The sequence below is a fragment of the Pseudomonas sp. SMN5 genome (genome assembly GCF_052041925.1).
Classification (GTDB): domain Bacteria; phylum Pseudomonadota; class Gammaproteobacteria; order Pseudomonadales; family Pseudomonadaceae; genus Aquipseudomonas.
This window is the reverse complement of record NZ_JBKGGX010000003.1, coordinates 115,185-137,106: the sequence shown is the minus strand read 5'-3', so window position 1 is coordinate 137,106 and position 21,922 is coordinate 115,185. Positions and strand designations below refer to the sequence as shown.

The following is a 21,922-nucleotide window of genomic DNA, read 5'->3' as shown; positions in this document are numbered from 1 at the left end:
AGGACCGCCGCTCAATAGTGTAGCGGCGGCCCCCACGCGCACGGCTCTGCGGGGGCGCGACTCAGTGCTTTTCCAATGGACAGAAAAACAGACGCCCAAGGCCCCGCCAGGTTTTCTTGTTCCAGGCCCTGAAGGGAATCTGGGCCAGCAGCTCGCGCGCGAACGCATGGTCGCGATTCGAGGTTTTCAGGAACATGGAATTGAGGAACTTGTAACGCACCTTGTCATAAAGCGGATGGTCGCTGAACAACGCGTAGGTACGCAGAATACTGTCGGTCATGAACCGATGGTTCTTGTAGGAGTTGGTCGCGTGCTTGCGGTAACGCGCCATCAATACACTCAACCCGTCGATAAAATAACCGGCTCGGGTCACTTTCAGTTCGATCAACAGGTCTTCCAGGCGAATCTGTGGATCGAACCCCCCGACCTTCTCCAGCGCCTCGCGACGGATCATCAATGTCGGTGCCGGTGGATAGGGTTTGCGCTCCATGAACATGTCTTCGAAATCAAGCCGCCGGAAAGGCACATCCCGACGCTGGCGACTCTCGGGATAAAGGTTCCCGTCGGCATCGATCAGTTCGATATTGCCCGCGCAGATTCCGACTTCGGGCTTGCCGTCCATGTACGCCACCTGAACGGCGATCCGCTCGGGCAGCATGATGTCATCCGAACCGAACGGCACGATCAGGCTGCCGCTGGAGCGGGCAATCGCGTCATTCAGCGTATTGGTCAGCCCCTGGTTCTGCTGGACGCGAAAGTCGAAGCCGTGTGCGGCCTGCAAACGCTGGATCCGCTCGACACTGTCGTCGGTGGAGCCGTCATCGATCACCAACAGTTCGATGTTCGGATAGGTCTGTCCCAGCACGCTGAGGATGCACTCTTCGATGTAGCGGCCATGGTTATAGGACGCGATGATCACGGTGACAACGGGCTGCGCGGCGCTCATGGCTGCTCCTTACGGGCTTGATCCAGGCCGGTCTCGATCAACTCGAGGTATTGGCGGCGGAACACGTCGATGTCGTGCTGCTCGACCAGGTAACGATAGGCACGCTCGCCACACGTCTTGAGCTCGGCATCCGAAAGCCCCAGGTAGGTGTCGAGCGCCTTCGTCAGGCCTGGCACATCGGCCGGCTTTACCGCCAGGCCTCCAGCCCCTTGGATCAATGGCAACATGGCCGGTACGTCAGACGCGATCACCGGCAGATGCCCGCTCATGCCTTCCAGCAGCGCCAACCCCAGGCCCTCGGCCAGCGATGGCATGGTCCAGATGTCGAACGCCCGTACATACTGCAGGGCGTTTTCCTTGAAGCCCAGCAGGTGCGCCCGGCCGTTCAGGCCCAGTTGCTCGATCTGCGCCGCCAATCGTGATTCTTCGCGGCCGGCGCCAATGATCGCCAATTGTACCGAGGGATATTTATCCTTGAGCGCGGCAAAAGCCTCAAGCAGATAAGTATGTCCCTTGACCGGCACCAAGCGGCCCAGGGCGCCGACCAGCCTGACCGAAGGGTCGATACCCAGCATTTCACGAGCCCGCTCGCGCGGATGCTGCAAGGCTTCAGCCTGCTCGATATCAATGGCGTTGGTGATGGCATAAGTGTTGGCGTCGGTAAAACCGCAACGACAATCCAGCAGGTACTGTTTGACCGCTGGCGAAACACCGACAAATCGCCAGTGCCGATCCACCTGCCGCTCGGTCTGGCGGCGACGGTAGAACCGGTCATATTCACCGAACCCATGGGAAATGCCGATGCACAGCGGAATCTTCAGCCACCGATTGAGCTGCAGCATCATGTTGACGGGCTTGAAGCGATTGCACACGACCACATCGAACTTTTCCCTGCGGCAGAACTGGTACAGCTGCCACATCGCGCGAAGCCGCAGGCCCTTCAACGCCTTGTCGGAAAACTCGAAGTAAACCGAATGATCGGCCCGGCTTACCGCCTCGCCAGGACCCGGACGACCTCGCAGGAAAGCTGCCGTTACCTCGTAACGCTCGCCGGGCAGCGCCTTGACGATCTGCTCCGCCAGGTCGGCGAAGTCGTGTTGCTTGACGTTGTAGTCCGGCTGCAGCTGCAGCACTTTGAACCGCTGGCTCATAATTCTCCCTGGTGGAAACCTGTCCCATCGATCACCCAGGCTGACGTTGTCGCCAGTCGCTGTATCCCGACAGGATCTGGCTCCGGCAATGCCGACCATTCGTTGCGCTTCCAGCATACGAAATGAAAATACGGGAACGTACGCCCCCCATCCCGATCATTGGTCAGGCGGCCATTGCGCCAGTACCAGCGAAGGGGGAACTGCTGCGAACCGTCATGCCATTTTATGCAGCCACCCGGCGTACTGAAGGCTTCGGTGAACTCGCTGCGGCGACGCCACGGATTGAACTTACCGACCAGGTTAAACAGCGGATCGGGAAAGTTCTTGCGCCACAGGAAAATCCGGCTGAACGCCCCTTCATCCAGGGCAAGGTGCCGGTCATCGATAAAACGTTCTTGCCAGTTGTTGATCCGCTTGAAAACTTCACGGCCGGCGACGGTATTGCGGATCAGGCACAGATGCCCGGCAACGCGGCGTTCATGGGTTGAAAACAGGTCGCGACGGGCGAGGCGCTCGGCGGTGAAATATTGCCGGAGATTACCGTACACCACATCAATATCGCCAAAGGCCCAGAAATCATAGCCTTCCAGGCGGTCGGCATGAATGTACCCGAGGGCCGGCTTGATGTCGCACAGCTTGTACGCCTGCGCCGGCTTGAACTCGATATCCAGCCGCCGGGAAACCAGCTGGCAGTACGCCTCGAACGTGGTGGTTTCGATGGTTACGTTAGCCGGCAGATTTTCCGGAATCCCGCAGTCACTCAGTAGCAACCAATCAATATCGGGGTTATGCCGACAGCTTTCCAGAAAAAGCGGCATCCAGAAAGGCCAACGTCCGAAATACGGAATGACGAAAACAATACGCGGACAAGGATTGATCAAGACAAGCTCACATTTACCAGGACGGGGGCACCGGGCCCTTTCTGTCATTTGTGTTCAATTCTGCCTTTCAGCAGACTTCATCAGCCAGAAAAGCTCGTGACGCCTGACCGCCTTACGGAAAAATTCGTTCTCGCCGTAGGCGGAACCGATTCGGGTAGTCAGCAAACCCTGGATCAAACGCCTCAACCGCCGTTTCAATGGCAACGGCGGTTGCAGGTCATGCATCATGCCCAGCGCCATGGCCTTGTCTCGCTGGAGCGCCACCGAGAGCGGCAGGCTCAGGGGGTGCATTGGCCGCTCCGGATCAAAGACCGGCGGCAATGCCACGCCTTCTCCCGTGTTGCCCATGGGCCAACGGTCATTGTCGTGCAGGTGATTGGCGTAGCCCAGCAACGTGGTTGGCTGCCATTGCAGGCCCGCCAGCGCTTGCATCACAGCGTCATGGGCGCAGACGTGATCGGCGTGCGGATCGAGCGTCGGATGTGGCAGCACTATCACCTCCGGACGCGCCTTGAGCAGCAGTTCGCGCAGGTCGGCCAACAGATTGGTCCAGGTGGGCGCACCGTCAGCATCGCCCGGCAACACGAACGGGTTCATCCGACGAAACAGCCGGGTGTCGCTCAGGTCGGCTTCGCGAGAACCCTGGGGCTGATCAGGCGCCGCTTGCATGGCTGCCAATTGCAGGCAGAAATAGCCCAGCTGTACACATCGCGATTCCGGCACCCCGGCCCAGCGGGGCACCGCAATGCTGTCCCAGGCTCGCAAGCGACCTTTGAGCCGGGCAGCTTCGACGCCATCCAGGCCCATCCGCTGATAGTGCTCGGCTTCGATTTCACCGGCGGTCAGGGTCACGATCCAGGTTTCGTCAGCCTGGCTGTACAGCCCGTAGGCGGCTAGCTCGGCATCATCGGCATGGGGCGCGATGACCATCACCCGTTGGCGATGCAGTGGCGGCGAGGTGAAAGACCAGAGCGTCGGCTCTCCCAGCAGACGACAGAAGCGTCCGCGCAAACGCAGTTCCCCTCGGGACAATACGGCCCCTTGCTCGCTGAGGTTGAGATAGCGCAGGCCATCGACACCACGCTCGAACGTCTGTCGGTCCGGCACGTCACCGCCCGACAACTCCACGACCGGGTCAACAAAGCGCCCCAGCCAGCTGCTCTTGACCCGCAATGCCAGGATAAGCGTCGCACCGTCGTCCAGGATCACACCCTCGTCCAGCCGAAGCCGCCCGCCATGCAGGTGCACCTTGGGCTGCTGGGTAAAGGGCGGGAAGCTGTATTGGTAATCGTCCCCAGGCGAATAAAACAGATGATCGGCGAACCAGGCCTCATGGGCGACCCAGCCCACGACCGCAAGTACCAACGGCAGCCACCAGGCGACCAGCACGCCCGACAGAACCAGCACAACGAACGCGAGCAGCAGGCCCACGCGCTTGTTGCGGCGATGGCGTTTGAGCAATTGTTGCTTGCGACTCATTGATGGATTCATACGGTAAACACCGGCACGGGGTTGCACCAACGGTCCTTGTACTCCCGGTCCGCCCTGCCGAACGAGAAACGCAACGGCTTGCCGGCGGCGCGGGCATGTTCCCAGGCGCTTTGGGTGTTGAGAAAGCTCAACACGCTGCCGGGACTGAATTCGCGGGTCTGCGGGTCGACGCCGCCATTGATGTATTCGACGCTGATCCACTCGGGCGCTTCGACGCGATACACCAGCTGGATGGCGATAGGCGCATCGTTGAGAAAGATCACCGAACCGATCAACCATGGGCGCAACAGTTCGAGCACCTCACCCATGCGTTCGGCACCGGTGGCGGCAAAGCCCCAGCGGCGCAGGAACAAATCGCAGTAGATCGACGCCAGATCCGAACTGGAGAACGCCTCGACCGGCCGCACCAATCCGCCGGCCTCTTCCAGCAACCGCAATTCACGGCGCTGGTTGTAGCGAAACTTCTTGGACAGTTCTTCCGGCGTGCGGGCCATGGCCAGTTGTTCCTGCTGCAACTTCAAGCCACTGAAACGGCCCTGGTTGAGCTGCGACAGGTAACGTGCGCGATGGCGCAGCGGTGCCTGGGCATCGGGCGCCGCAGGCAGGATCAGCTCGGCATTGCCCAGGTCGAACAAGCCTTTTTTGCCGCAGCGCTTGAGCACGTCCTTGGATAAGGCCAGGTCGCGGCCCCAGGTGGGAATCGCGGCCTTCACTTCGCCTTGCTGTTCATACGCCAGGTAGCGCACGGGAATCCCCGCCAACGCAGCCAGGCGCTCGACCACCAGCGGATGGGTGGCCACGCTGCCGCCAAAACGCTGCCAGGCCTGGGCATATATGGATGCATCTACGGCTGTCCAGCCACGCTCGCGCCAGCCTTGGAATCGATTGAGCATCAGGCTCTCGGCGCCAGGTCGATGACTTGAGGCAAGCGCCAGAATGCTTCGCGCACAGCCTGATCCGAGAAGCGCTCACGCAAGCGGTCGAGCATCAGTTCGGCGCATTGGCGGCGCTGCAGGTCATCCATGGCTGCCAGGTGTTGCAACCCCTGGGCCATGTGTTCGGCATCGCCCAGGGGAAACAGGATGCCCACCCCTTCGACCACTTCCTTCGCACCGCCACAGGCGGTGGCCAGCAGCGGTACGCCTGTAGCCATGGCCTCGAGCAGCACCATGCCAAACGGCTCATGGTTGGAACTCAGGACAAATACATCAAAGGCACGGAAATAGCGGCGGGCGTCACATACCTGGCCGAGGAACATCACTCGATCGGCGATGCCCAGCTCAAGGGCGAGCTTGCGCAGATCCTGTTCCAGACGGCCCTGGCCGAGGATCGCCAGCTGGCTGTTAGCGGGCAGATAGGCCAATGCGGCGGCAAAGCCGCGCAACAGCGTGGCCTGGTCCTTGTCCGGGTGCAGGCGCCCGACATTACCGACAATCCAGGCGCCTGCATCCAGCCCAAGGTTGCGCCGCGCTTCATCCCGCGGCAGCAGGCCGGCCAGGGTGGCCTCCAGATCGATGCGGTTGTACAGCGTCTGGATCCGCACGGCCGGCCACTTCGCCAGGCAGCGGCGTATGTCGTCACGCACGGCATCGGAAACTCCGAGCAGGCTCAGGCGCTTGCGAAAGATATGAGCGAACAGCCGACGGGTACGCCGTTTGTAGTCGCCAAAGGCATGGTGCACGCCGATCACCGGCAAGGAGGTCCCGAGCAGGGCGATATAGATCGGCTTGAAGCGATGAGCAATACAGAAGCTGAAGTTGCGCGATGCGGCGATCTTGCGCAGGTCGCCGATGGCACCCAGCTTCAGGCCGCGAATGGCGCTGGACTTGTACTCCATGAACAGCACCTCATCCGAGGCGCAACTGGCGGCTACCTGCGCATCCGCGACGCCGGTGAGGAACACCGTGGTCACGCGGTAGCCGGTACCCGCGAACAGGCTGGCATACTGTCGCGCGCAGTCCAGGAACGGTCCGTCATAACCGTGGCAGAACTGCAGTACCTGTCGCTCAGCCGAACGTGTCATAAGCATCCACACCCTCTTTGACCACCAGAATATCTTCCATGATCAAATACTGCAGGTCGGAGCCGAAAAACATGTTCAACGCATCGGTCGGCGAACAGATCATCGGTTCGCCACGGCGGTTGAGCGATGTGTTCAGGGATACGCCGTTGCCCGTCAGGACTTCCAGCGCCTTCATCATGTCGTAGTATCGTGGGTTGTATTCGCGCTTGAGCACCTGGGCCCGGGAGGTGCCGTCCTCGTGAACGACTTCCGGCACACGGGTTTTCCATTCCTCGGCCACTTCGAAGGTGAACGTCATGAACGGCGCGGGGTGATCGACCTTGATCATCTGTGGCGCGACGGTGTCGAGCATCGACGGGCAGAAAGGCCTCCAGCGCTCGCGGAACTTGATCTGTTCGTTGATGCGGTCGGCGACGCCACTGGCACTCGGGCAACCGATGATCGAACGTCCGCCCAACGCACGCGGGCCGAACTCCATGCGGCCCTGGAACCAGGCCACCGGGTTGCCATCGACCATGATCCTGGCGATGCGCTCGGGGGTGTTGTCGATCTTGCGCCAGGCCGGCTTGCTCGGATGGCGCGAGCACGCGGCGATCACGTCTTCATTGCTGTAGGCCGGGCCGAGATAGACGTGCTCCATCTTCTCTACCGGCACGCCACGGGCGTGTGACACATAAGCCGCCGCGCCGACCGCGGTACCGGCGTCGCCGGAAGCCGGCTGCACGAACAGTTCCTTGACGTCGTCGCGGGCGATGATCTTCTGGTTCAGCTTGACGTTAAGCGCACAGCCGCCGGCGAACGCCAGCTTGCCGGTTTCCTTGAGCACATCGCCCAGGTAGTGATCGATCATTTGCAGCGCGAGCTTCTCGAACAGCGCCTGCATGCTGGCCGCGTAATGGATGTAAGGCTCGTCGGCGATGTCGCCTTCGCGTTTCGGCCCGAGCCATTCGATCAGCTTCGGCGAGAAGTAGAAACCCTTGCCCTTTTCTTTATAGCGGCGAAGGCCGATCACGTTAGCGTAGTCGGTGTTGATCACCAGTTCGCCGTTCTCGAACGAAGCCAGGCGCGAGAAATCGTATTTGGTGGCGTCGCCGTACGGCGCCATGCCCATGACCTTGAACTCACCGTCGAGCATTTCAAAGCCCAGGAATTCGGTGATCGCGCCATACAGGCCACCGAGGGAGTCCGGGTCGTAGAACTCCTTGATCTTGTGGATCTTGCCGTTCTCGCCGTATCCGAAGAACGTGGTCGCGTATTCGCCCTTGCCGTCGATGCCCAGGATCGCGGTTTTCTCCTGGAAACCCGAGCAATGATAGGCACTGGAGGCGTGGGCCAGGTGGTGCTCGACCGGCTCGATCTTGATCTTTTTCGGGTCGAAGCCCAATTGCTCCAGGCACCAGACGATCTTGCGACGATAACGCTTGTAGCGACGGTTACCCATCAGAATCGCATCGAGGGCACGGTCCGGGGCATACCAGTAGCGCTTGGCATAGTGCCAGCGTGCCTTGCCGAACAGGCTGATCGGGGCGAACGGAATCGCCACCACATCGACGTCGGACGGCTTGATACCAGCCTGCTCCAGGCAGAACTTCGCCGACTCATAGGGCATGCGGTTCTTTGCGTGTTTATCACGTACGAAGCGCTCTTCCTCGGCTGCCGCGATCAGCTTGCCGTCGATGTACAGCGCTGCGGAAGGATCATGGCTAAGGGCGCCGGACAGGCCAAGAATCGTCAATGCCACAGGGGTCTAGCCTCTTAATCTGCATACGGGCGACAAGCGCCTCGAAAAAGTTGATGTGCCGCTCGCCAGGGCGCGGGGCAGCCAAAGGGGGCGATTATAACTTAAAAGCCGGCCCAAACCTCTAGCGGCGAGCCGTGGAGCTTTGAGGCGAATTACTACGACATGTATATGGGCCGTTACAGACTCCCAATACCGACTGCCGCTATCGCGAGCAGGCTCGCTCCCACTGTCGATCGCGGCGCGTATAGATCCTGCATCTATCATCGGCCCCTGTGGGAGCGAGCCTGCTCGCGATAGCGCACTGGCGGACGAACTCAGGCTTGAGTCTTGATATCCTTGGGCAGTCGCTGATCAATCACCCGATACAACCTACTGTCCTCGGGCCAGTTGCGCATGAACCGTGCCCGGTCCCGTGCGTACGCCGGGGCGAAGCTGGCCTGGGTGCGATGCTGGCACATGGAGTCGAGGTCGATCAGGGCCCAGCGGTCATGCTGCCAGAACAGGTTGTGGCCCTTGAAATCGCCGTGACTGATCCGCTCGCGGATGAGATCGGCGAACAACCGGTCCAGGGCCAGCAGTTCGGGCTCGGGCGCCTCGCCACTTTCCACGTAAGGGGCAAAGCGCTCGATGATGTCCGGCCCCGACAGATGCTCGGTGACCAGGTACGCGCTGCGGCGCAGCCACAGGAAACGCTTTTCCAGCAACGCCAAGGGCTTGGGCGTGGCGATGCCGAGGAAGGCCAGGCGGTGGCCTTCGCGCCAGGAATGCCAGGCACGGCTGGGGCGCCAGAAACGCTTGAGCCAATGGGCAAAATTCTTGATGTTGTAGCGCTTGATCACCAGGTTGCGGCCGTTCACATCGACCTTGCCGACGCTCGCCGCGCCTCCGGTCTTGAACAAGTGGCCCCGGTCCAGCAGGGCATCGGCCTGGTCCAGCACCGGTACCATGGCAGCCTCTTCTTCACGGCGGATAGCCCGCAGGCCGAATGCGCCGCGTTGCACGCTGAACAGGCTGCACTCGCGTCCGACCTTTTCCAGGAAGTCTTTCAGGCGCCAGGCCTGGACCTTGTCGATCTGCTTCTGCAGGGCCTCCATGGGCAACGCATGCTCGGCGTTACTCAGAAGGTAGTGCACCAGCAGTTCCTCGTTGAACGGCTCCAGGGACTTGGGCAACTGAGCGAAAAACACTCCCAGGTTCTCCAGCACTTTGTGTCGCGACAGCGGTTGACCCGCCGTTTCAGCGCGAATGCCCGCACCGTCGATCAGATAAAGTTGGCCGCCATGGCGCAGCAGATTGTCCAGGTGCAGGTCTTCCTGCCATAGACCCTTGCTGTGCAACTGAGCGATGGCGCCCAGGGCTTCGGCCAGTACCGCGGCCTGCTCGTCGTCCAGCAACGGCAGGTGCTCGACCTGTTTCCAGGCATCCCCCAGGCTCTGGGCGTCTTCGAGCAACTCGAACAACAGCCAGCCGCCTTCGCCCTCTTTCAGGCCGTCAGCCAGCAACAGCGGGGTGGTCAACCCTTGCTCCGCCAACAGGCGCACACCTTGCAGTTCCCGCTGAAAATGCCGGGCGGCCTTGCTGCCGACCAATAGCTTGGCCAACACCGGCCGGCCGCGCCAGACGCCCGCGCCAACGTAACGCTGTCCCGGCAATACACGCAGCAGGGAAAGCAGCTGCAATTGTGCCGGGCCAGCAGCATCTGCCAGCTCCAGGCTCAACGGCAGGACGGGATGGCGACCGACGCTTTTCAGTTCTGACAAACGCATCAACGGGCTCTCTTGTGACTGCGCCGGACACTCAGGCGGCTCATCCAACTGTCCACCAGGGCGGCGTCGGGCGGCTGATCCAGATAGGTAGACAACAATTGGCGCACATCGGCGTCACTCCAGATCGATGCCCGACGCAGCAGGGGCTCCAGGTCCTTGACCCGATCGCGCCAGCCAAACAGCAGTGGCCGGGTTTTCTCCAGGTCGATCAATTGCGCCCGATAACCGCCGGCGCTGGCTTGCAGGAAGATGTGCTTGGGGTAGAAGCAGCCGTGCACCTGATGCATGCCGTGCAGGCGCCGCGCCAATTGGCCGCAGGCTTTCAGGACAGTGGCGCGCTGCGCCGCCGTCAGGCTCGGCCAGCGTTGCAGGAGCGAATCCAGGTCATCCCAGCCATCCAGGGCACGGGTCAGCAGGATTGCCCGCACTTCGCCATCCACTTTGCGCTGCCCATAGAACACGGCTTGCAGCGCCGGAATCCCCATCTGCCGATAACGGCTGATGTTACGAAACTCCCGGGAAAAACTTGGCTCGCCAAAGGGGTGGGCCCAGGTCCGCGTCAGGTAATTGCTCTGACGCTTGAGGTAATAGCCCTGTCCTTCCAGGTCCAGGCGGAACACGCTGCTCCATCCGTCGCCCGAGGTATTGGGCTCGTCCACCGCATCCAGTTGTCGCGCCCACAAGGCATCGAAGCTGTCCAGGCCATGACGTTGCAGCAACGCCCGGTCCTCAGCGGCCAGAAAATCAGTCATTCACGCCCCTCGAAAAATCTCACCACGTGGCGGATACGCTTTTTGTCGCACGCATCGAGCCGGTCCCGCTGGCGATATTGCAGGTAAAAACGCAGGCGCTGGGTTGCGGACAAATGATACTTGGCCACTTTATCCAGGCACGCCAGATCCTTGGTGATACGGTACTTGAGCCAGAAGCCGCGCCAGAAATCACCATTGGGACAGTCGATCAGGAACAGCTGCGCCCGGTCGTCGATCAGCAGGTTGCGCCACTTCAGATCGTTATGTGTGAAGCGGTGTTCATGCATGGTTCGGGTGTAACCAGCCAGTTGCTGGCTCACACCGTCGACCCAATGGCGATCGGTCAGCCGCGGATCATGACGATCGGCCAGGGCCGACAGGTCTTCGGTGTGCGGCAGTTCCCGGGTGATCATCGCACCACGGGCATAAGCGGCGCCGTTGCGCTCCAGGCCCCAGCCGACGATCTCGGCGGTGGGGATGCCCCATTTGGCGAAGCGCTTGAGGTTCTGCCACTCGGACTTGACCCGCGGTTTGCCCAGGTATCGGCGCAAGCCCTTGCCGGCCGCGACGTAGCGCTTGACGTAATAATTCACACCATTGCGCTGCACCCGAATGACCTCGGACAGCGGGTCGCGAGTCAGGCGCTCGCCTTGCAGGGCGAATACCGCTTCGAGGCTGCCGAAATCCTGCGCCAGATCGGCGTACGCCGGCTCCAGATTCCAACCCGACATCAGAGGGCATCCCCGTAGCGCTGCTTGCGGGCATACAGCTTGTTGGCCTTGCCCTCCAGCCAGTTCAACAGCGAAGCCTCTTCGGCAAGGATCCGGCGCAGCGGCTGCTGGAAATAGCCCTTGAGAAAACGCAGCTTGTCACGGCGGGTCAAGCCGATGTCCAGGGCCGAAAAGTACAGGGCTGCCAGGTCCTTGTTGCGCCAGCGGGTGGTGATGGCCGGGCGGGTCTGGGCACGGTGCAGGTCGATCACCGACAGCTTGAAATCCTGCGGAGTGATCGGTTTGTCAGTGTGCAACAGGAAGTGACAGATGTAGCAGTCCCGATGGTTGACCCCGGCGCGGTGCATCATCCCGGTCATGCGCGCCACTTCGGCAATCAGGGCGCGCTTGAGCGTCGGTTCGGGCGGCTGCCTGACCCAGTCGATGCTGAAATCTTCGAGGCTGACGGTGGGCGCCAGCTCCTCGGTGACGATGAACGAGTGCTGGTCCGCCGGATTACTGCCCCGCTCGCCGTAGGCGACTGCGGTCATGGTCGGCACGCCGACTTGCTGCAAGCGCTGGATCGCCTTCCATTCCTGTCCTGCGCCGAGGACCGGCAGCTTGGCGGTCACCAGATTCTTGATGATCTCGCCCCAACCGATGCCACGGTGGATTTTCACGAAAAAGCCACGCCCATCGACCTCCGTGCGCAAGGTGCGTCGGGCTTCAAGTTCGCGATAGACCTCGCCCTTGAGCGCCTCGACTTCGGCGAACGCATCGCGCCCGGCCCAAAGGCTCTTGAACGGTTCGGCCAGCATCAGTTTCATCGTGCGTGCTCCGCCAATATCACATCGGCCGCGTGCTGCGGCATGCTGTAGAGGTCGGCCGTCTCGGCGAAGGCCAGGCCGTTGCGGCTCCAGGCCGCCCGCGCATTGGTGTCGCTCAACATCCGGCCCAGGTATTCGGTGAGCTGCGCCTGTTCGAACGGCTCGTCGAGCACCAGGCCGCTGTCCGCCTCGGCGATGTAGTGGGCGTACCCGCACACCGCGCTGACCAGCACCGGCAAGCCGGCCACCAGGGCTTCAAGCAATACCGTCCCGGTGTTTTCGTTGTACGCCGGATGGATCAACAGGTCGGCGCCCAGCAGGAAACGCGGGATGTCGCTGCGGCCCTTGAGGAACCGCACGTTGTCGCCGAGCCCCAGCGCGGCACTCTGCAACTGGAATACTTTGGGGTCGTCCTGGCCGATTACAAACAGCCGGGTACGTTTTTTCAGCTCTGATGGCAACGCGGCCAAAGCCTTGAGGCTGCGATCCACGCCCTTGGTCTTGAACCCGGAGCCGATCTGCACCAGCAGCAGGTCATCGTCCGCCAGCGCGAACTCGGCCCGAAACGCGGCCCGGATCTCATCGGCATCGGCGGGCCGGCGACGATCCTGGGCGATGCCCGGCGGCAACAGGTGAAAGCGCGCAAGCGGCGTGTCGTAGTGCTTGATGAACAGCGGCTGCTGGACCTCGGAGATCATCAGCACTTCGGTCTTCGCGTCCTTGGCGAACACCGCCCGCTCGTACTCGGCGAAATGCCGGTAGCGACCCCAGCGCCGGTACAGGGAATTGCGCAGGTTCTGCGCCTTGTCCTCGAAGCAGCCGTCGGCAGCGTAGTAGACGTCCAGGCCGGGCATCTTGTTGAAGCCGATCAAACGGTCCACCGGGCGCCTGGCCAGGTCGGCCTCCATCCACGCACTGAGTTTTTCGTTGCGTCGATGATTGAACAGCGCCTTGACCGGCGCCACCAGCACTTCGAAGCCTGGCGGGACGTCGCCTTCCCAGATCAGTGTGTAGACACGAATCTGGTGACCGCGGCGCTGGCATTCCAGGGCGATGCGCATGAAATCTCGCTGCAGGCCACCGAAAGGGAAATACTTGTAAAGGACAAAAGCCAATTGCATCAGCGCGGCTCCTCAGCCAATAACGTGCTCAGGTGGCTGGCGACACGCTCGGGGTTCAGACGCGTGAAGCACAGCGGCTGCTCGCGTTTCAGGTCGAACCGACGCGCATCTTCGGCGGTCGGCGGATAAGTGCATTGTTTCTGCATGCAGGGGGCGCAGGGGAAATCGCTGGCCAGATGTATCTGGCCCTTGCCGTAGGCGCCAGTCAGCACCGGGTTGGTCGGACCGAGCAATGAGATGGTCGGCACGTCCAGGGCCGCGGCCAGGTGACCGAGACCGGTGTCCACCGCCACGCAGGCCTGGGCGCCGGCGAGTACCTTGCCCATGCCGCCCAGGTTCAGCTTCGGCAGCACTTCGACGTTGCGCAGGCCTTTGGCGATGCGCTCGGCCCGGGCTTTCTCCAGCGCGTTGCCCCACGGCAGTTTCACCACCACGCCGAACTGGCCCATGCGTTCGCAAAGCTGGCGCCAGTAGAGTTCAGGCCAATGTTTGGACTCCCAGGTCGTGCCGTGCAGGAACACCACATAGGGGTACTTGCGCGGTAGTTCAACCAGACGATCGACATTCAGGCCATAGTTGCCCAGGGTTTGCGGCAGGTCATAACCGAGCGCCACGGCGAACAATTGCCGCACCCGCTCCACGGCATGCTGACCACGGGCCACCGCCAGGCGCCTGGAATAAAAGCGCGCGGCGAGAGGCTCCCGGGCCGATTGCTTATCCAGGCCGGCCACCGGAGCCTTGACGTAACGGGTCAGCCAAGCGCTTTTCAACAGGCCCTGGGCATCGATCACCAGGTCGTATTTTTCAGCGCGCATGTTTTGCTTGAAACGCCGCCACTCGCCGCTCTTGATGGTCTGCCAGAGGTTCTTGCGCCAGCGCCGAATCGCCACTGGGATGACCTTGCCCACGGCCGGGTGCCAGGTGGGAATTTCGGCAAAGCCTTCTTCCACCACCCAATCAAACTTGATCCCCGGGATCGCCCGCGCGGCATCGGTGAGGGCCGGCAGCGTGTGGACCACATCCCCCAGCGAAGAGGTCTTGATCAGCAATACCCGCAAGTTACCGGACCTCCACGGGAGTGCCCTGCAATCGCTCCAGGGCCTCGTTTACCGACGTAGGCGGGAGTTGGCGCAGGCAATTGTAGTGGCCGAAGCGGCAGGTGCGATCGAAGCAAGGGCTGCACTCGATGCCCAGGCGCACCACTTCGACCTGGTCGGCCAGCGGCGGCGTGAAGCCGGGCGAGGTGGAGCCGTAGACTGCAACTAACGGGCGGTTCAGGGCGGCGGCCACGTGCATCAGTCCGGAGTCGTTGGACACCACCGAATCGGCACAGGACAGCAGGTCGATCGCCTCGGCCAGGGACGTGTCGCCGCTGAGGTTAACCGACTCTTCCCTGAGACCGGGAATCAGCCGCGAGCGAATGTCCTCGCCCACCGGGTGATCTTTTTTCGAGCCGAACAACCAGACCTGCCAGCCTTCACGAATCTTCGCTTCGGCCACTTGGGCGTAATGCTCCGCCGGCCAGCGCTTGGACTCACCAAACTCGGCGCCCGGACACAGGGCCAGCACCGGGCGGTCCAGGCTCAGGCCGAACTTGGCCAGCGCAGCGTCGCGGCTCACCGGATCGATCACCAGGCTGGGGCGCGGATACGGTTTGGGCAACTCGGCGCCCGGCACATAGGCCAGCGCCATGAAACGCTCGATCATCAGCGGATAACGGTCCTTGTCCAGGGTGCGCACATCGTTGAGCAAGCCGTAGCGGAACTCGCCACGCCAGCCGGTGCGCTTGGGGATCCCGGCGAAGAACGGCACCAGCGCCGATTTCAACGAATTGGGCAGCAGGATCGCCTGGTCATACTGGCCGGCCAGGGACTTGCCGATGCGTCGGCGGGTCGCCAGCTCCAGCGCGCCGTGACCGAGCGGAAAGCTCAAGGCCTTGCGTACCTGGGGCATGCGCTCAAGGATCGGCCGGCTCCACTCGGGCGCCAGGACGTCGATTTCGCACTGCGGATGGCGCTGCTTCAGGCACTGGAAGAGTGTCTGCGCCATCACCATGTCACCGACCCAGCTGGGCCCAACGATCAGAATATTCATGTGGTTTCCAAAAACGCTACGGGGAGGCCTACGCCTCCCCGCCTCAAGAACACTGCAACCCATTGTGGGAGCGGGCTTGCTCGCGAAAGGGCCAACACATCCGACATCTGTGTTGCCTGACATTCCGCTATCGCGAGCAGGCTCGCTCCCACAAGGGTTCTTCATTCGTTCCAAGTGCGGCGTAACACCGCAAATCCAACTGTGGGAGCGAGCCTGCTCGCGATGAAGCCCTCACATCCAACATCATCGCTGCCTGACATGCCGCTTTCGCGAGCAAGCTCGCTCCCACAAGGGTCTTCATATCTACTCAAATACCGCACGACACCACAGATCCAACTGTGGGAGCGAGCCTGCTCGCGATGAGACCGGCACTTTCAACATCATTACCGCCTGACACTCCGCCATCGCGAGCAGGCTCGCTCCCACAAGGGCCTTTCATTCGCCAGCAATCAATCAAGCCCCAGCTCTCGCCAGATCCGCAGCACCTGCCGACGCTCCTCAACGAACTGGTCGCCTGCAATCACTCCTGCCTCTTTCTGCAAGGCCTGGCGGTGGGCGGCGGAGCGGTAGGCTTTATAGGCCTCGCGCAGCATGGCCGCGTCTTCGGCCGGCATCAGCCCGACCTCCTGCAATCCTTCCAGGATGCGGATATTGTCGGTGTAGCGCAGCAGCGACGGGTGTTCCTCGGACCACGCCAGGGCCGCGTATTGCACCATAAATTCAATATCGACGATACCTCCGGCATCCTGCTTGAGGTCGAACGGCGCGCTCGCCTCGAAGGCATTCGCCGCAGTCCCGGCAGCCGTGGCCTTGCTGCCGAGGTTATCGCGCATCTTGGCGCGCATCTCGCTGACGTCCTGGCGCAACCCCGGCAAGTCGCGCTTGCGCCCCAACACCTGGGCACGGACCTTCTCGAACGCCTGCCCTACGTCCTGACTGCCCACCAGCACCCGCGCCCGCACCAGCGCCTGATGCTCCCAGGTCCAGGCTTCGTTCTCCTGATAGCGGGCAAACGCCCCGAGGGAACTGACCAGCAGCCCCGACGCCCCGGACGGACGCAGGCGCATGTCCACTTCATAGAGCTGCCCGGAGTTGGTCTGGGCCGTCAACAGATGAATGATCCGCTGACCAAGGCGGGTGAAAAACTGCGCACCATCGATCGGTTTCGGGCCATCGGTTTCCGCTTGCGGGTCGCCGTCGTGGATGAACACCAGGTCCAGGTCCGAACCATGCCCCAGTTCCAGGCCGCCGACTTTCCCATAACCGACAATGATGAAGCCGGGATCGCACAGGCTGCCGTCGGTGCGCAGCGGCACACCGTGCTTGGCCACCGTCTGGCGCCAGGCCAGGGCCAGCACTTGTTCGAGGATCGCCTCGGCGAGCCAGGTCAGGTAGTCGCTGACTTTCATCAACGGCAGGCTGCCGGCGATTTCCGAGGCGGCCACGCGCAGGCGGTGCGCCAGCTTGAAATGCCGCAGCGCCTCCATCTGCTGTTCGAGGTCATCCTCGGGGATGCGCGTCAGCCGTTCACGCAACTCCGCCGCCAGCTCGGGCGCCAGCGGTGGCTTGAACAAGCGCCCCTCGTTGAGCAACTCATCGAGCAGCAGAGGGAAACGGGTGATCTGCTCGGCGATCCACGGGCTCGCCGCACACAGCGTCAGCAAGCGCCGCAGGGCGCCGGGGTTCTCCGTCAACAGCACCAGGTAGGCCGAGCGACGGGCCACGGCTTCTACCAGCGGCAGCACCCGCTCCAGCACCAGGTCCGGGTTGGCGTGTTCCACCGCCTGAGCCAGCAGACGCGGAATGAAGGCATCCAGACGCTCGCGACCCAAACGTTGCATCGCCCGCAACTGCGGACTGCCGCGCAGCATGGCCAGGGCCTTGAGCGCTTTGGGCGCATCGACGAAGCCGCCCTCCTCCAGTTGGCGGCAGGCGGCCTCTTCGTCCTGGCTGTCTTCCCATAAAGGCAACCACTCGCCGCCCACCACCACTTCACTTTCGCCGCTGGTTTCTTCATCCGGATCGGCGATGACCTGGCCGAAATGCCAGGCCACGCGACCGCGCCAGTGCATCAATCGCTCGTGGAAGGCCGACCAGTCGTCGAAGCCCAGCATGAACGCGATCCGCGCCTGATCCTGGGCGCTGTCCGGCAGCATCTGGGTCTGGCGGTCGGCGATGGCCTGGATCGCATGCTCGGTATAGCGCAGGAATTCATAGCCCTCGCGCAACTCATCGATCACCTTGGCCGGCAGGTAACCCTGGCCCTCCAGGGTCCCCAGCACTTTGAGCAATGGTCGCTGCTGCAAGCTCAGGTCCCGGCCGCCGTGGATCAACTGGAAGGCCTGGGCGATGAACTCCACCTCACGGATGCCGCCCGCGCCCAGCTTGATATTGTCGGCCATGCCCTTGCGCCGCACTTCCTGCTGGATCAACTGCTTCATGGTGCGCAGCGCTTCAATCGCGGAAAAGTCCAGGTAACGTCGATAGACGAACGGGCGCAGCATGTCGAGCAGTTGCGCCCCGGCCGCCTGATCGCCGGCGACAACCCGTGCCTTGATCATGGCGTAGCGTTCCCAGTCGCGCCCCTGGTCCTGGTAATACTGCTCCAGCGCGTTGAAGCTCAGCACCAACGCGCCAGCCGAACCATAGGGGCGCAGGCGCATGTCGACGCGAAACACGAAGCCGTCGACGGTCATCGGGTCCAGGGCTTTGATCAGGCGCTGGCCGACCCGGATGAAGAACTCCTGGTTATCCAGCGGCCGCTTGACCCCGACCGTCTCGCCGCCCTCGGGGTAGGCGAAGATCAGGTCGATGTCCGAAGACAGGTTCAGCTCCACCGCACCCAGCTTGCCCATGCCGAGGATGACCATCTGCTGCGGCTCGCCGCTGCGCCGCCCGGTGGGCGTGCCGAATTGCTGGCTGAGGCGTTGGTACAACCATTGATAAGCCTGGTCGATGCAGGCGTCGGCCAGGTCAGAGAGGTCGCGGCAGGTCTGGACCAGATCGGCCTGGCGAGTCAGGTCGCGCCAGATGATCCGCACTTGCTGGCGGGTGCGCTGGCGGCGCAGGACGCGGCCCAGCTCGTCCTCGGTTTCGGCGGCCTGCACCGCCGTGGCGATCTGTGCGCACAACTCACCGGGGGCGAAGCTGCGGTCCAGCTCGCCACTGCGCACCAGCTCCAGCAACATGACCGGGTCGCGCAGGCTCTGCTCGACGACAAAGTCGCTGGCGGCGGCGATTCGGTTGAACGCCTCCCAGCGCTGCGCCGTCCAGGTCGACAGCCCGTGGTCGTCGTCGAACAAGGCCACTGCCGCACGGAACGACTGCTCGGCGCGACTGACCAATGACTGGAGAATGGCCGGTATCGGGGCTAGCGAGGGCAGGCTCATGGTCTATCCTTGATCGGCGCGGGAAAGGCTGGATGTAGTGATTTTCCCAAAGACACTACCTGATCGACTGTCGAACAAAGATGATAAATAGCTGAAAATCTGATTTTATTGGCAGCCGGCATCAAGTTTTTACCTGTTCGAGTTGGCTTACGACCAACAGTAACGATTATTCTCACAACGAAACGAGGGGCCACAAGCCGCTCATGTGTAGTTTTACTACTCGTCTATACATTCGAAAGGCTGAAACGGCCAACGATTTGTAGTAAAACTACACGCCGCCGAGACAACCTTCGGCAATCCAAGAATTTATATCGTCTGCCCACAAGGCCAGTCGCAAACTCAGGCAACCGATTCTGGTAGCCTTTCCGCCCTGGAGCAAGCCATGCAAGACCTCGATCCCGTCGAAACCCAGGAATGGCTGGACGCCCTGGAATCGGTTCTCGACAAAGAAGGCGAAGACCGTGCTCATTACCTGATGACCCGTATGGGCGAACTCGCCACCCGCAGCGGTTCGCAACTGCCCTACGCCATCACCACGCCATACCGCAACACGATCCCCGTTACCCACGAAGCACGCATGCCCGGCGACCTGTTCATGGAACGCCGCATTCGCTCGCTGGTACGCTGGAACGCGTTGGCCATGGTCATGCGTACCAACCTGAAAGATTCAGACCTGGGCGGTCACATCTCCAGCTTCGCCTCCAGCGCGACGCTGTATGACATCGGCTTCAACTATTTCTTCCAGGCCCCGACCAACGAACACGGCGGCGACCTGATCTACTTCCAGGGTCACGCATCGCCCGGCGTCTACGCCCGTGCGTTCATGGAAGGCCGCATCACCGAAGACCAGATGAACAACTTCCGCCAGGAAGTGGACGGCAACGGCCTGTCTTCGTACCCGCACCCTTGGCTGATGCCTGATTTCTGGCAGTTCCCGACCGTTTCCATGGGTCTGGGCCCGATCCAGGCGATCTACCAGGCGCGCTTCATGAAGTACCTGGAAGCCCGCGGCTTCATCCAGCCGGGCAAGCAGAAGGTCTGGTGCTTCATGGGCGACGGCGAGTGCGACGAGCCGGAATCCCTGGGGGCGATCTCCCTGGCCGGCCGCGAGAAGCTGGACAACCTGATCTTCGTCATCAACTGCAACCTGCAGCGCCTCGACGGCCCGGTTCGCGGCAACGGCAAGATCATCCAGGAACTCGAAGGCGTGTTCCGTGGCGCCCAGTGGAACGTCAACAAAGTCATCTGGGGTCGCTTCTGGGACCCACTGCTGGCCAAGGACGTCGACGGCATCCTGCAACGCCGCATGGACGAAGTCATCGACGGCGAGTACCAGAACTACAAGGCCAAGGACGGCGCGTTCGTCCGCGAGCACTTCTTCAATACGCCTGAACTCAAGGCGATGGTTGCCGATCTGTCCGACGACGAGATCTGGAAACTCAACCGTGGCGGCCACGACCCGTACAAGGTCTACGCGGCGTACCACCAGGCGGTCAACCACAAAGAGCAGCCGACCGTCATCCTGGCCAAGACCATCAAGGGTTATGGCACCGGTGCCGGCGAAGCGAAGAACACCGCGCACAACACCAAGAAGGTCGACGTCGACAGCCTGAAGCTGTTCCGCGACCGCTTCGACATCCCGGTCAAGGACAGCGAGCTGGAAAACCTGCCGTTCTTCAAGCCCGAGGAAGGCAGCGCCGAAGCCCGTTACCTGGCCGAGCGCCGCGCCGCGCTGGGCGGTTTCGTACCGCAGCGTCGCGCCAAGAGCATCAGCATCCCGACACCGCCGCTGGAAACCCTCAAGGCAATCCTGGACGGCTCGGGCGACCGTGAAATCTCCACCACCATGGCCTTCGTGCGGATCCTCGCGCAGCTGGTCAAGGACAAGGAAATCGGCTCGCGCATCGTCCCGATCATCCCGGACGAAGCCCGTACCTTCGGTATGGAAGGCATGTTCCGCCAGTTGGGCATCTACTCGTCCGTCGGCCAGCTCTACGAGCCAGTCGATAAAGACCAGGTGATGTTCTACCGCGAAGACAAGAAGGGCCAGATCCTCGAAGAAGGCATCAACGAAGCGGGCGCCATGAGCTCCTTCATTGCCGCCGGTACTTCGTACTCCAGCCACAACCAGCCGATGCTGCCGTTCTACATCTTCTATTCGATGTTCGGCTTCCAGCGTATCGGCGACTTGGCCTGGGCCGCTGGCGACAGCCGCACCCGTGGCTTCCTGATCGGCGGCACCGCCGGCCGTACCACCCTCAACGGTGAAGGCCTGCAGCACGAAGACGGTCACAGCCACATGCTGGCCGGGACCATCCCGAACTGCCGCACCTATGATCCGACCTACGGCTACGAGCTGGCGGTGATCATCCAGGACGGCATGAAGAAGATGACCGAAGAGCAACAGGACGTCTTCTACTACATCACCGTGATGAACGAGTCCTACCAGCAGCCAGCCATGCCGGCCGGTGTGGAGCAAGGCATCGTCAAGGGCATGTACCTGCTTGAGGAAGACACCCGCGAAGCCGCGCACCACGTCCAGCTGATGGGCTCCGGCACCATCCTGCGCGAAGTGCGTGAAGCGGCGAAGATCCTGCGTGAGGAATTCAACATCGGTGCCGACGTCTGGAGCGTGACCAGCTTCAACGAACTGCGTCGCGACGGCCTGGCCGTAGAGCGCAGCAACCGCCTGCACCCTGGCCAGAAGCCGAAGCTGAGCTACGTCGAAGAATGCCTGAACGGCCGCAAAGGTCCGGTCATCGCCTCGACCGACTACATGAAGCTGTTCGCCGAACAGATCCGTCAGTGGGTTCCTTCCAAGGAATTCAAGGTGCTGGGCACCGACGGTTTCGGCCGTAGCGACAGCCGCAAGAAGCTGCGTCACTTCTTCGAAGTCGACCGTAAGTTCGTGGTGTTGGCAGCCCTGGAAGCCTTGGCTGACCGTGGCGATATCGAACCCAAGGTGGTGGCCGAGGCCATCGTCAAGTTCGGCATCGATCCGGAAAAACGCAACCCACTGGACTGCTGAGG

Annotated in this window: 16 protein-coding genes; 1 reads left to right on the top strand and 15 read right to left on the bottom strand. The window is 62.0% G+C overall.

All coding sequences use genetic code 11. The annotated features are described in order from the left end of the window. Window positions 1-61 precede the first annotated feature (61 nt). The 15 genes from ACLEJR_RS03985 to glnE form a co-directional block, all read right to left on the bottom strand. Complete coding sequence (locus ACLEJR_RS03985; RefSeq protein WP_440797041.1) at window positions 62-946, bottom strand: glycosyltransferase; 885 nt, start codon at window positions 944-946, stop codon at window positions 62-64. Next, window positions 943-2,097: a glycosyltransferase gene (locus ACLEJR_RS03980; RefSeq protein ID WP_440812279.1), complete on the bottom strand. Its 1,155-nt coding sequence runs from the start codon at window positions 2,095-2,097 to the stop codon at window positions 943-945. The genes ACLEJR_RS03985 and ACLEJR_RS03980 overlap by 4 nt, the downstream gene beginning before the upstream one ends. Next, window positions 2,094-2,978 carry a DUF6625 family protein gene (locus tag ACLEJR_RS03975; RefSeq protein ID WP_440812277.1) on the bottom strand — a complete coding sequence of 295 codons (885 nt, stop codon included), beginning with the start codon at window positions 2,976-2,978 and terminating at the stop codon, window positions 2,094-2,096. The genes ACLEJR_RS03980 and ACLEJR_RS03975 overlap by 4 nt, the downstream gene beginning before the upstream one ends. Window positions 2,979-3,032: 54 nt before the next feature. Then, complete coding sequence (locus tag ACLEJR_RS03970) at window positions 3,033-4,457, bottom strand: PIG-L deacetylase family protein (RefSeq protein ID WP_440812274.1); 1,425 nt, start codon at window positions 4,455-4,457, stop codon at window positions 3,033-3,035. Between the two features lie 8 nt (window positions 4,458-4,465). Continuing rightward, window positions 4,466-5,362, bottom strand: a complete 897-nt coding sequence (locus ACLEJR_RS03965) for an antimicrobial resistance protein Mig-14 (protein WP_440812271.1) — start codon at window positions 5,360-5,362, stop codon at window positions 4,466-4,468. Further along, on the bottom strand, window positions 5,362-6,492 hold the full coding sequence (locus ACLEJR_RS03960; RefSeq protein ID WP_440812506.1) for a glycosyltransferase: 1,131 nt from the start codon (window positions 6,490-6,492) through the stop codon (window positions 5,362-5,364). The genes ACLEJR_RS03965 and ACLEJR_RS03960 overlap by 1 nt, the downstream gene beginning before the upstream one ends. After that, window positions 6,476-8,233, bottom strand: coding sequence for a carbamoyltransferase family protein (locus ACLEJR_RS03955; protein WP_440812269.1), 1,758 nt, complete (start codon window positions 8,231-8,233; stop codon window positions 6,476-6,478). Before ACLEJR_RS03955 ends, ACLEJR_RS03960 begins: the two co-directional genes overlap by 17 nt. Before the next feature lie 314 nt (window positions 8,234-8,547). Beyond that, window positions 8,548-9,999 (bottom strand): lipopolysaccharide kinase InaA family protein, encoded by a 1,452-nt coding sequence (locus ACLEJR_RS03950; RefSeq protein ID WP_440812267.1) that lies wholly within the window; start codon window positions 9,997-9,999, stop codon window positions 8,548-8,550. Beyond that, window positions 9,999-10,751, bottom strand: a complete 753-nt coding sequence (locus ACLEJR_RS03945; RefSeq protein ID WP_440812264.1) for a lipopolysaccharide kinase InaA family protein — start codon at window positions 10,749-10,751, stop codon at window positions 9,999-10,001. The genes ACLEJR_RS03950 and ACLEJR_RS03945 overlap by 1 nt, the downstream gene beginning before the upstream one ends. Continuing rightward, window positions 10,748-11,482, bottom strand: a complete 735-nt coding sequence (locus tag ACLEJR_RS03940) for a lipopolysaccharide kinase InaA family protein (protein WP_440812263.1) — start codon at window positions 11,480-11,482, stop codon at window positions 10,748-10,750. Before ACLEJR_RS03940 ends, ACLEJR_RS03945 begins: the two co-directional genes overlap by 4 nt. Continuing rightward, window positions 11,482-12,288, bottom strand: a complete 807-nt coding sequence (rfaP, locus tag ACLEJR_RS03935; RefSeq protein WP_440797025.1) for a lipopolysaccharide core heptose(I) kinase RfaP — start codon at window positions 12,286-12,288, stop codon at window positions 11,482-11,484. Before rfaP ends, ACLEJR_RS03940 begins: the two co-directional genes overlap by 1 nt. Beyond that, window positions 12,285-13,409, bottom strand: coding sequence for a glycosyltransferase family 4 protein (locus tag ACLEJR_RS03930; protein ID WP_440812261.1), 1,125 nt, complete (start codon window positions 13,407-13,409; stop codon window positions 12,285-12,287). Before ACLEJR_RS03930 ends, rfaP begins: the two co-directional genes overlap by 4 nt. Then, window positions 13,409-14,467: a lipopolysaccharide heptosyltransferase I gene (gene waaC, locus ACLEJR_RS03925; protein WP_440812259.1), complete on the bottom strand. Its 1,059-nt coding sequence runs from the start codon at window positions 14,465-14,467 to the stop codon at window positions 13,409-13,411. Before waaC ends, ACLEJR_RS03930 begins: the two co-directional genes overlap by 1 nt. Window position 14,468: 1 nt before the next feature. Beyond that, window positions 14,469-15,503 (bottom strand): lipopolysaccharide heptosyltransferase II, encoded by a 1,035-nt coding sequence (gene waaF / locus ACLEJR_RS03920; RefSeq protein WP_440797019.1) that lies wholly within the window; start codon window positions 15,501-15,503, stop codon window positions 14,469-14,471. 449 nt (window positions 15,504-15,952) lie between these two features. Then, the gene (gene glnE, locus ACLEJR_RS03915) at window positions 15,953-18,892 is read right to left on the bottom strand and encodes a bifunctional [glutamate--ammonia ligase]-adenylyl-L-tyrosine phosphorylase/[glutamate--ammonia-ligase] adenylyltransferase (RefSeq protein WP_440812256.1); all 2,940 of its coding nucleotides are present in this window, start codon (window positions 18,890-18,892) and stop codon (window positions 15,953-15,955) included. A gap of 382 nt (window positions 18,893-19,274) precedes the next feature. Between glnE and aceE the strand changes: the two genes are divergently transcribed. Continuing rightward, window positions 19,275-21,920, top strand: coding sequence for a pyruvate dehydrogenase (acetyl-transferring), homodimeric type (gene aceE / locus ACLEJR_RS03910; RefSeq protein ID WP_440797015.1), 2,646 nt, complete (start codon window positions 19,275-19,277; stop codon window positions 21,918-21,920). Window positions 21,921-21,922 lie beyond the last annotated feature (2 nt).

Bases quoted from the DNA above. Each gene is read 5' to 3' on its own strand.
- ACLEJR_RS03960 (WP_440812506.1), bottom strand. From the start codon at position 6,492: ATGACACGTTCGGCTGAGCGACAGGTACTGCAGTTCTGCCACGGTTAT.
- ACLEJR_RS03965 (WP_440812271.1), bottom strand. From the start codon at position 5,362: ATGCTCAATCGATTCCAAGGCTGGCGCGAGCGTGGCTGGACAGCCGTA.
- ACLEJR_RS03985 (WP_440797041.1), bottom strand. From the start codon at position 946: ATGAGCGCCGCGCAGCCCGTTGTCACCGTGATCATCGCGTCCTATAAC.
- ACLEJR_RS03930 (WP_440812261.1), bottom strand. From the start codon at position 13,409: ATGCAATTGGCTTTTGTCCTTTACAAGTATTTCCCTTTCGGTGGCCTG.
- glnE (WP_440812256.1), bottom strand. From the start codon at position 18,892: ATGAGCCTGCCCTCGCTAGCCCCGATACCGGCCATTCTCCAGTCATTG.
- rfaP (WP_440797025.1), bottom strand. From the start codon at position 12,288: ATGAAACTGATGCTGGCCGAACCGTTCAAGAGCCTTTGGGCCGGGCGC.
- ACLEJR_RS03940 (WP_440812263.1), bottom strand. From the start codon at position 11,482: ATGTCGGGTTGGAATCTGGAGCCGGCGTACGCCGATCTGGCGCAGGAT.
- ACLEJR_RS03945 (WP_440812264.1), bottom strand. From the start codon at position 10,751: ATGACTGATTTTCTGGCCGCTGAGGACCGGGCGTTGCTGCAACGTCAT.
- ACLEJR_RS03970 (WP_440812274.1), bottom strand. From the start codon at position 4,457: ATGAGTCGCAAGCAACAATTGCTCAAACGCCATCGCCGCAACAAGCGC.
- ACLEJR_RS03980 (WP_440812279.1), bottom strand. From the start codon at position 2,097: ATGAGCCAGCGGTTCAAAGTGCTGCAGCTGCAGCCGGACTACAACGTC.
- aceE (WP_440797015.1), top strand. From the start codon at position 19,275: ATGCAAGACCTCGATCCCGTCGAAACCCAGGAATGGCTGGACGCCCTG.
- waaF (WP_440797019.1), bottom strand. From the start codon at position 15,503: ATGAATATTCTGATCGTTGGGCCCAGCTGGGTCGGTGACATGGTGATG.
- ACLEJR_RS03950 (WP_440812267.1), bottom strand. From the start codon at position 9,999: ATGCGTTTGTCAGAACTGAAAAGCGTCGGTCGCCATCCCGTCCTGCCG.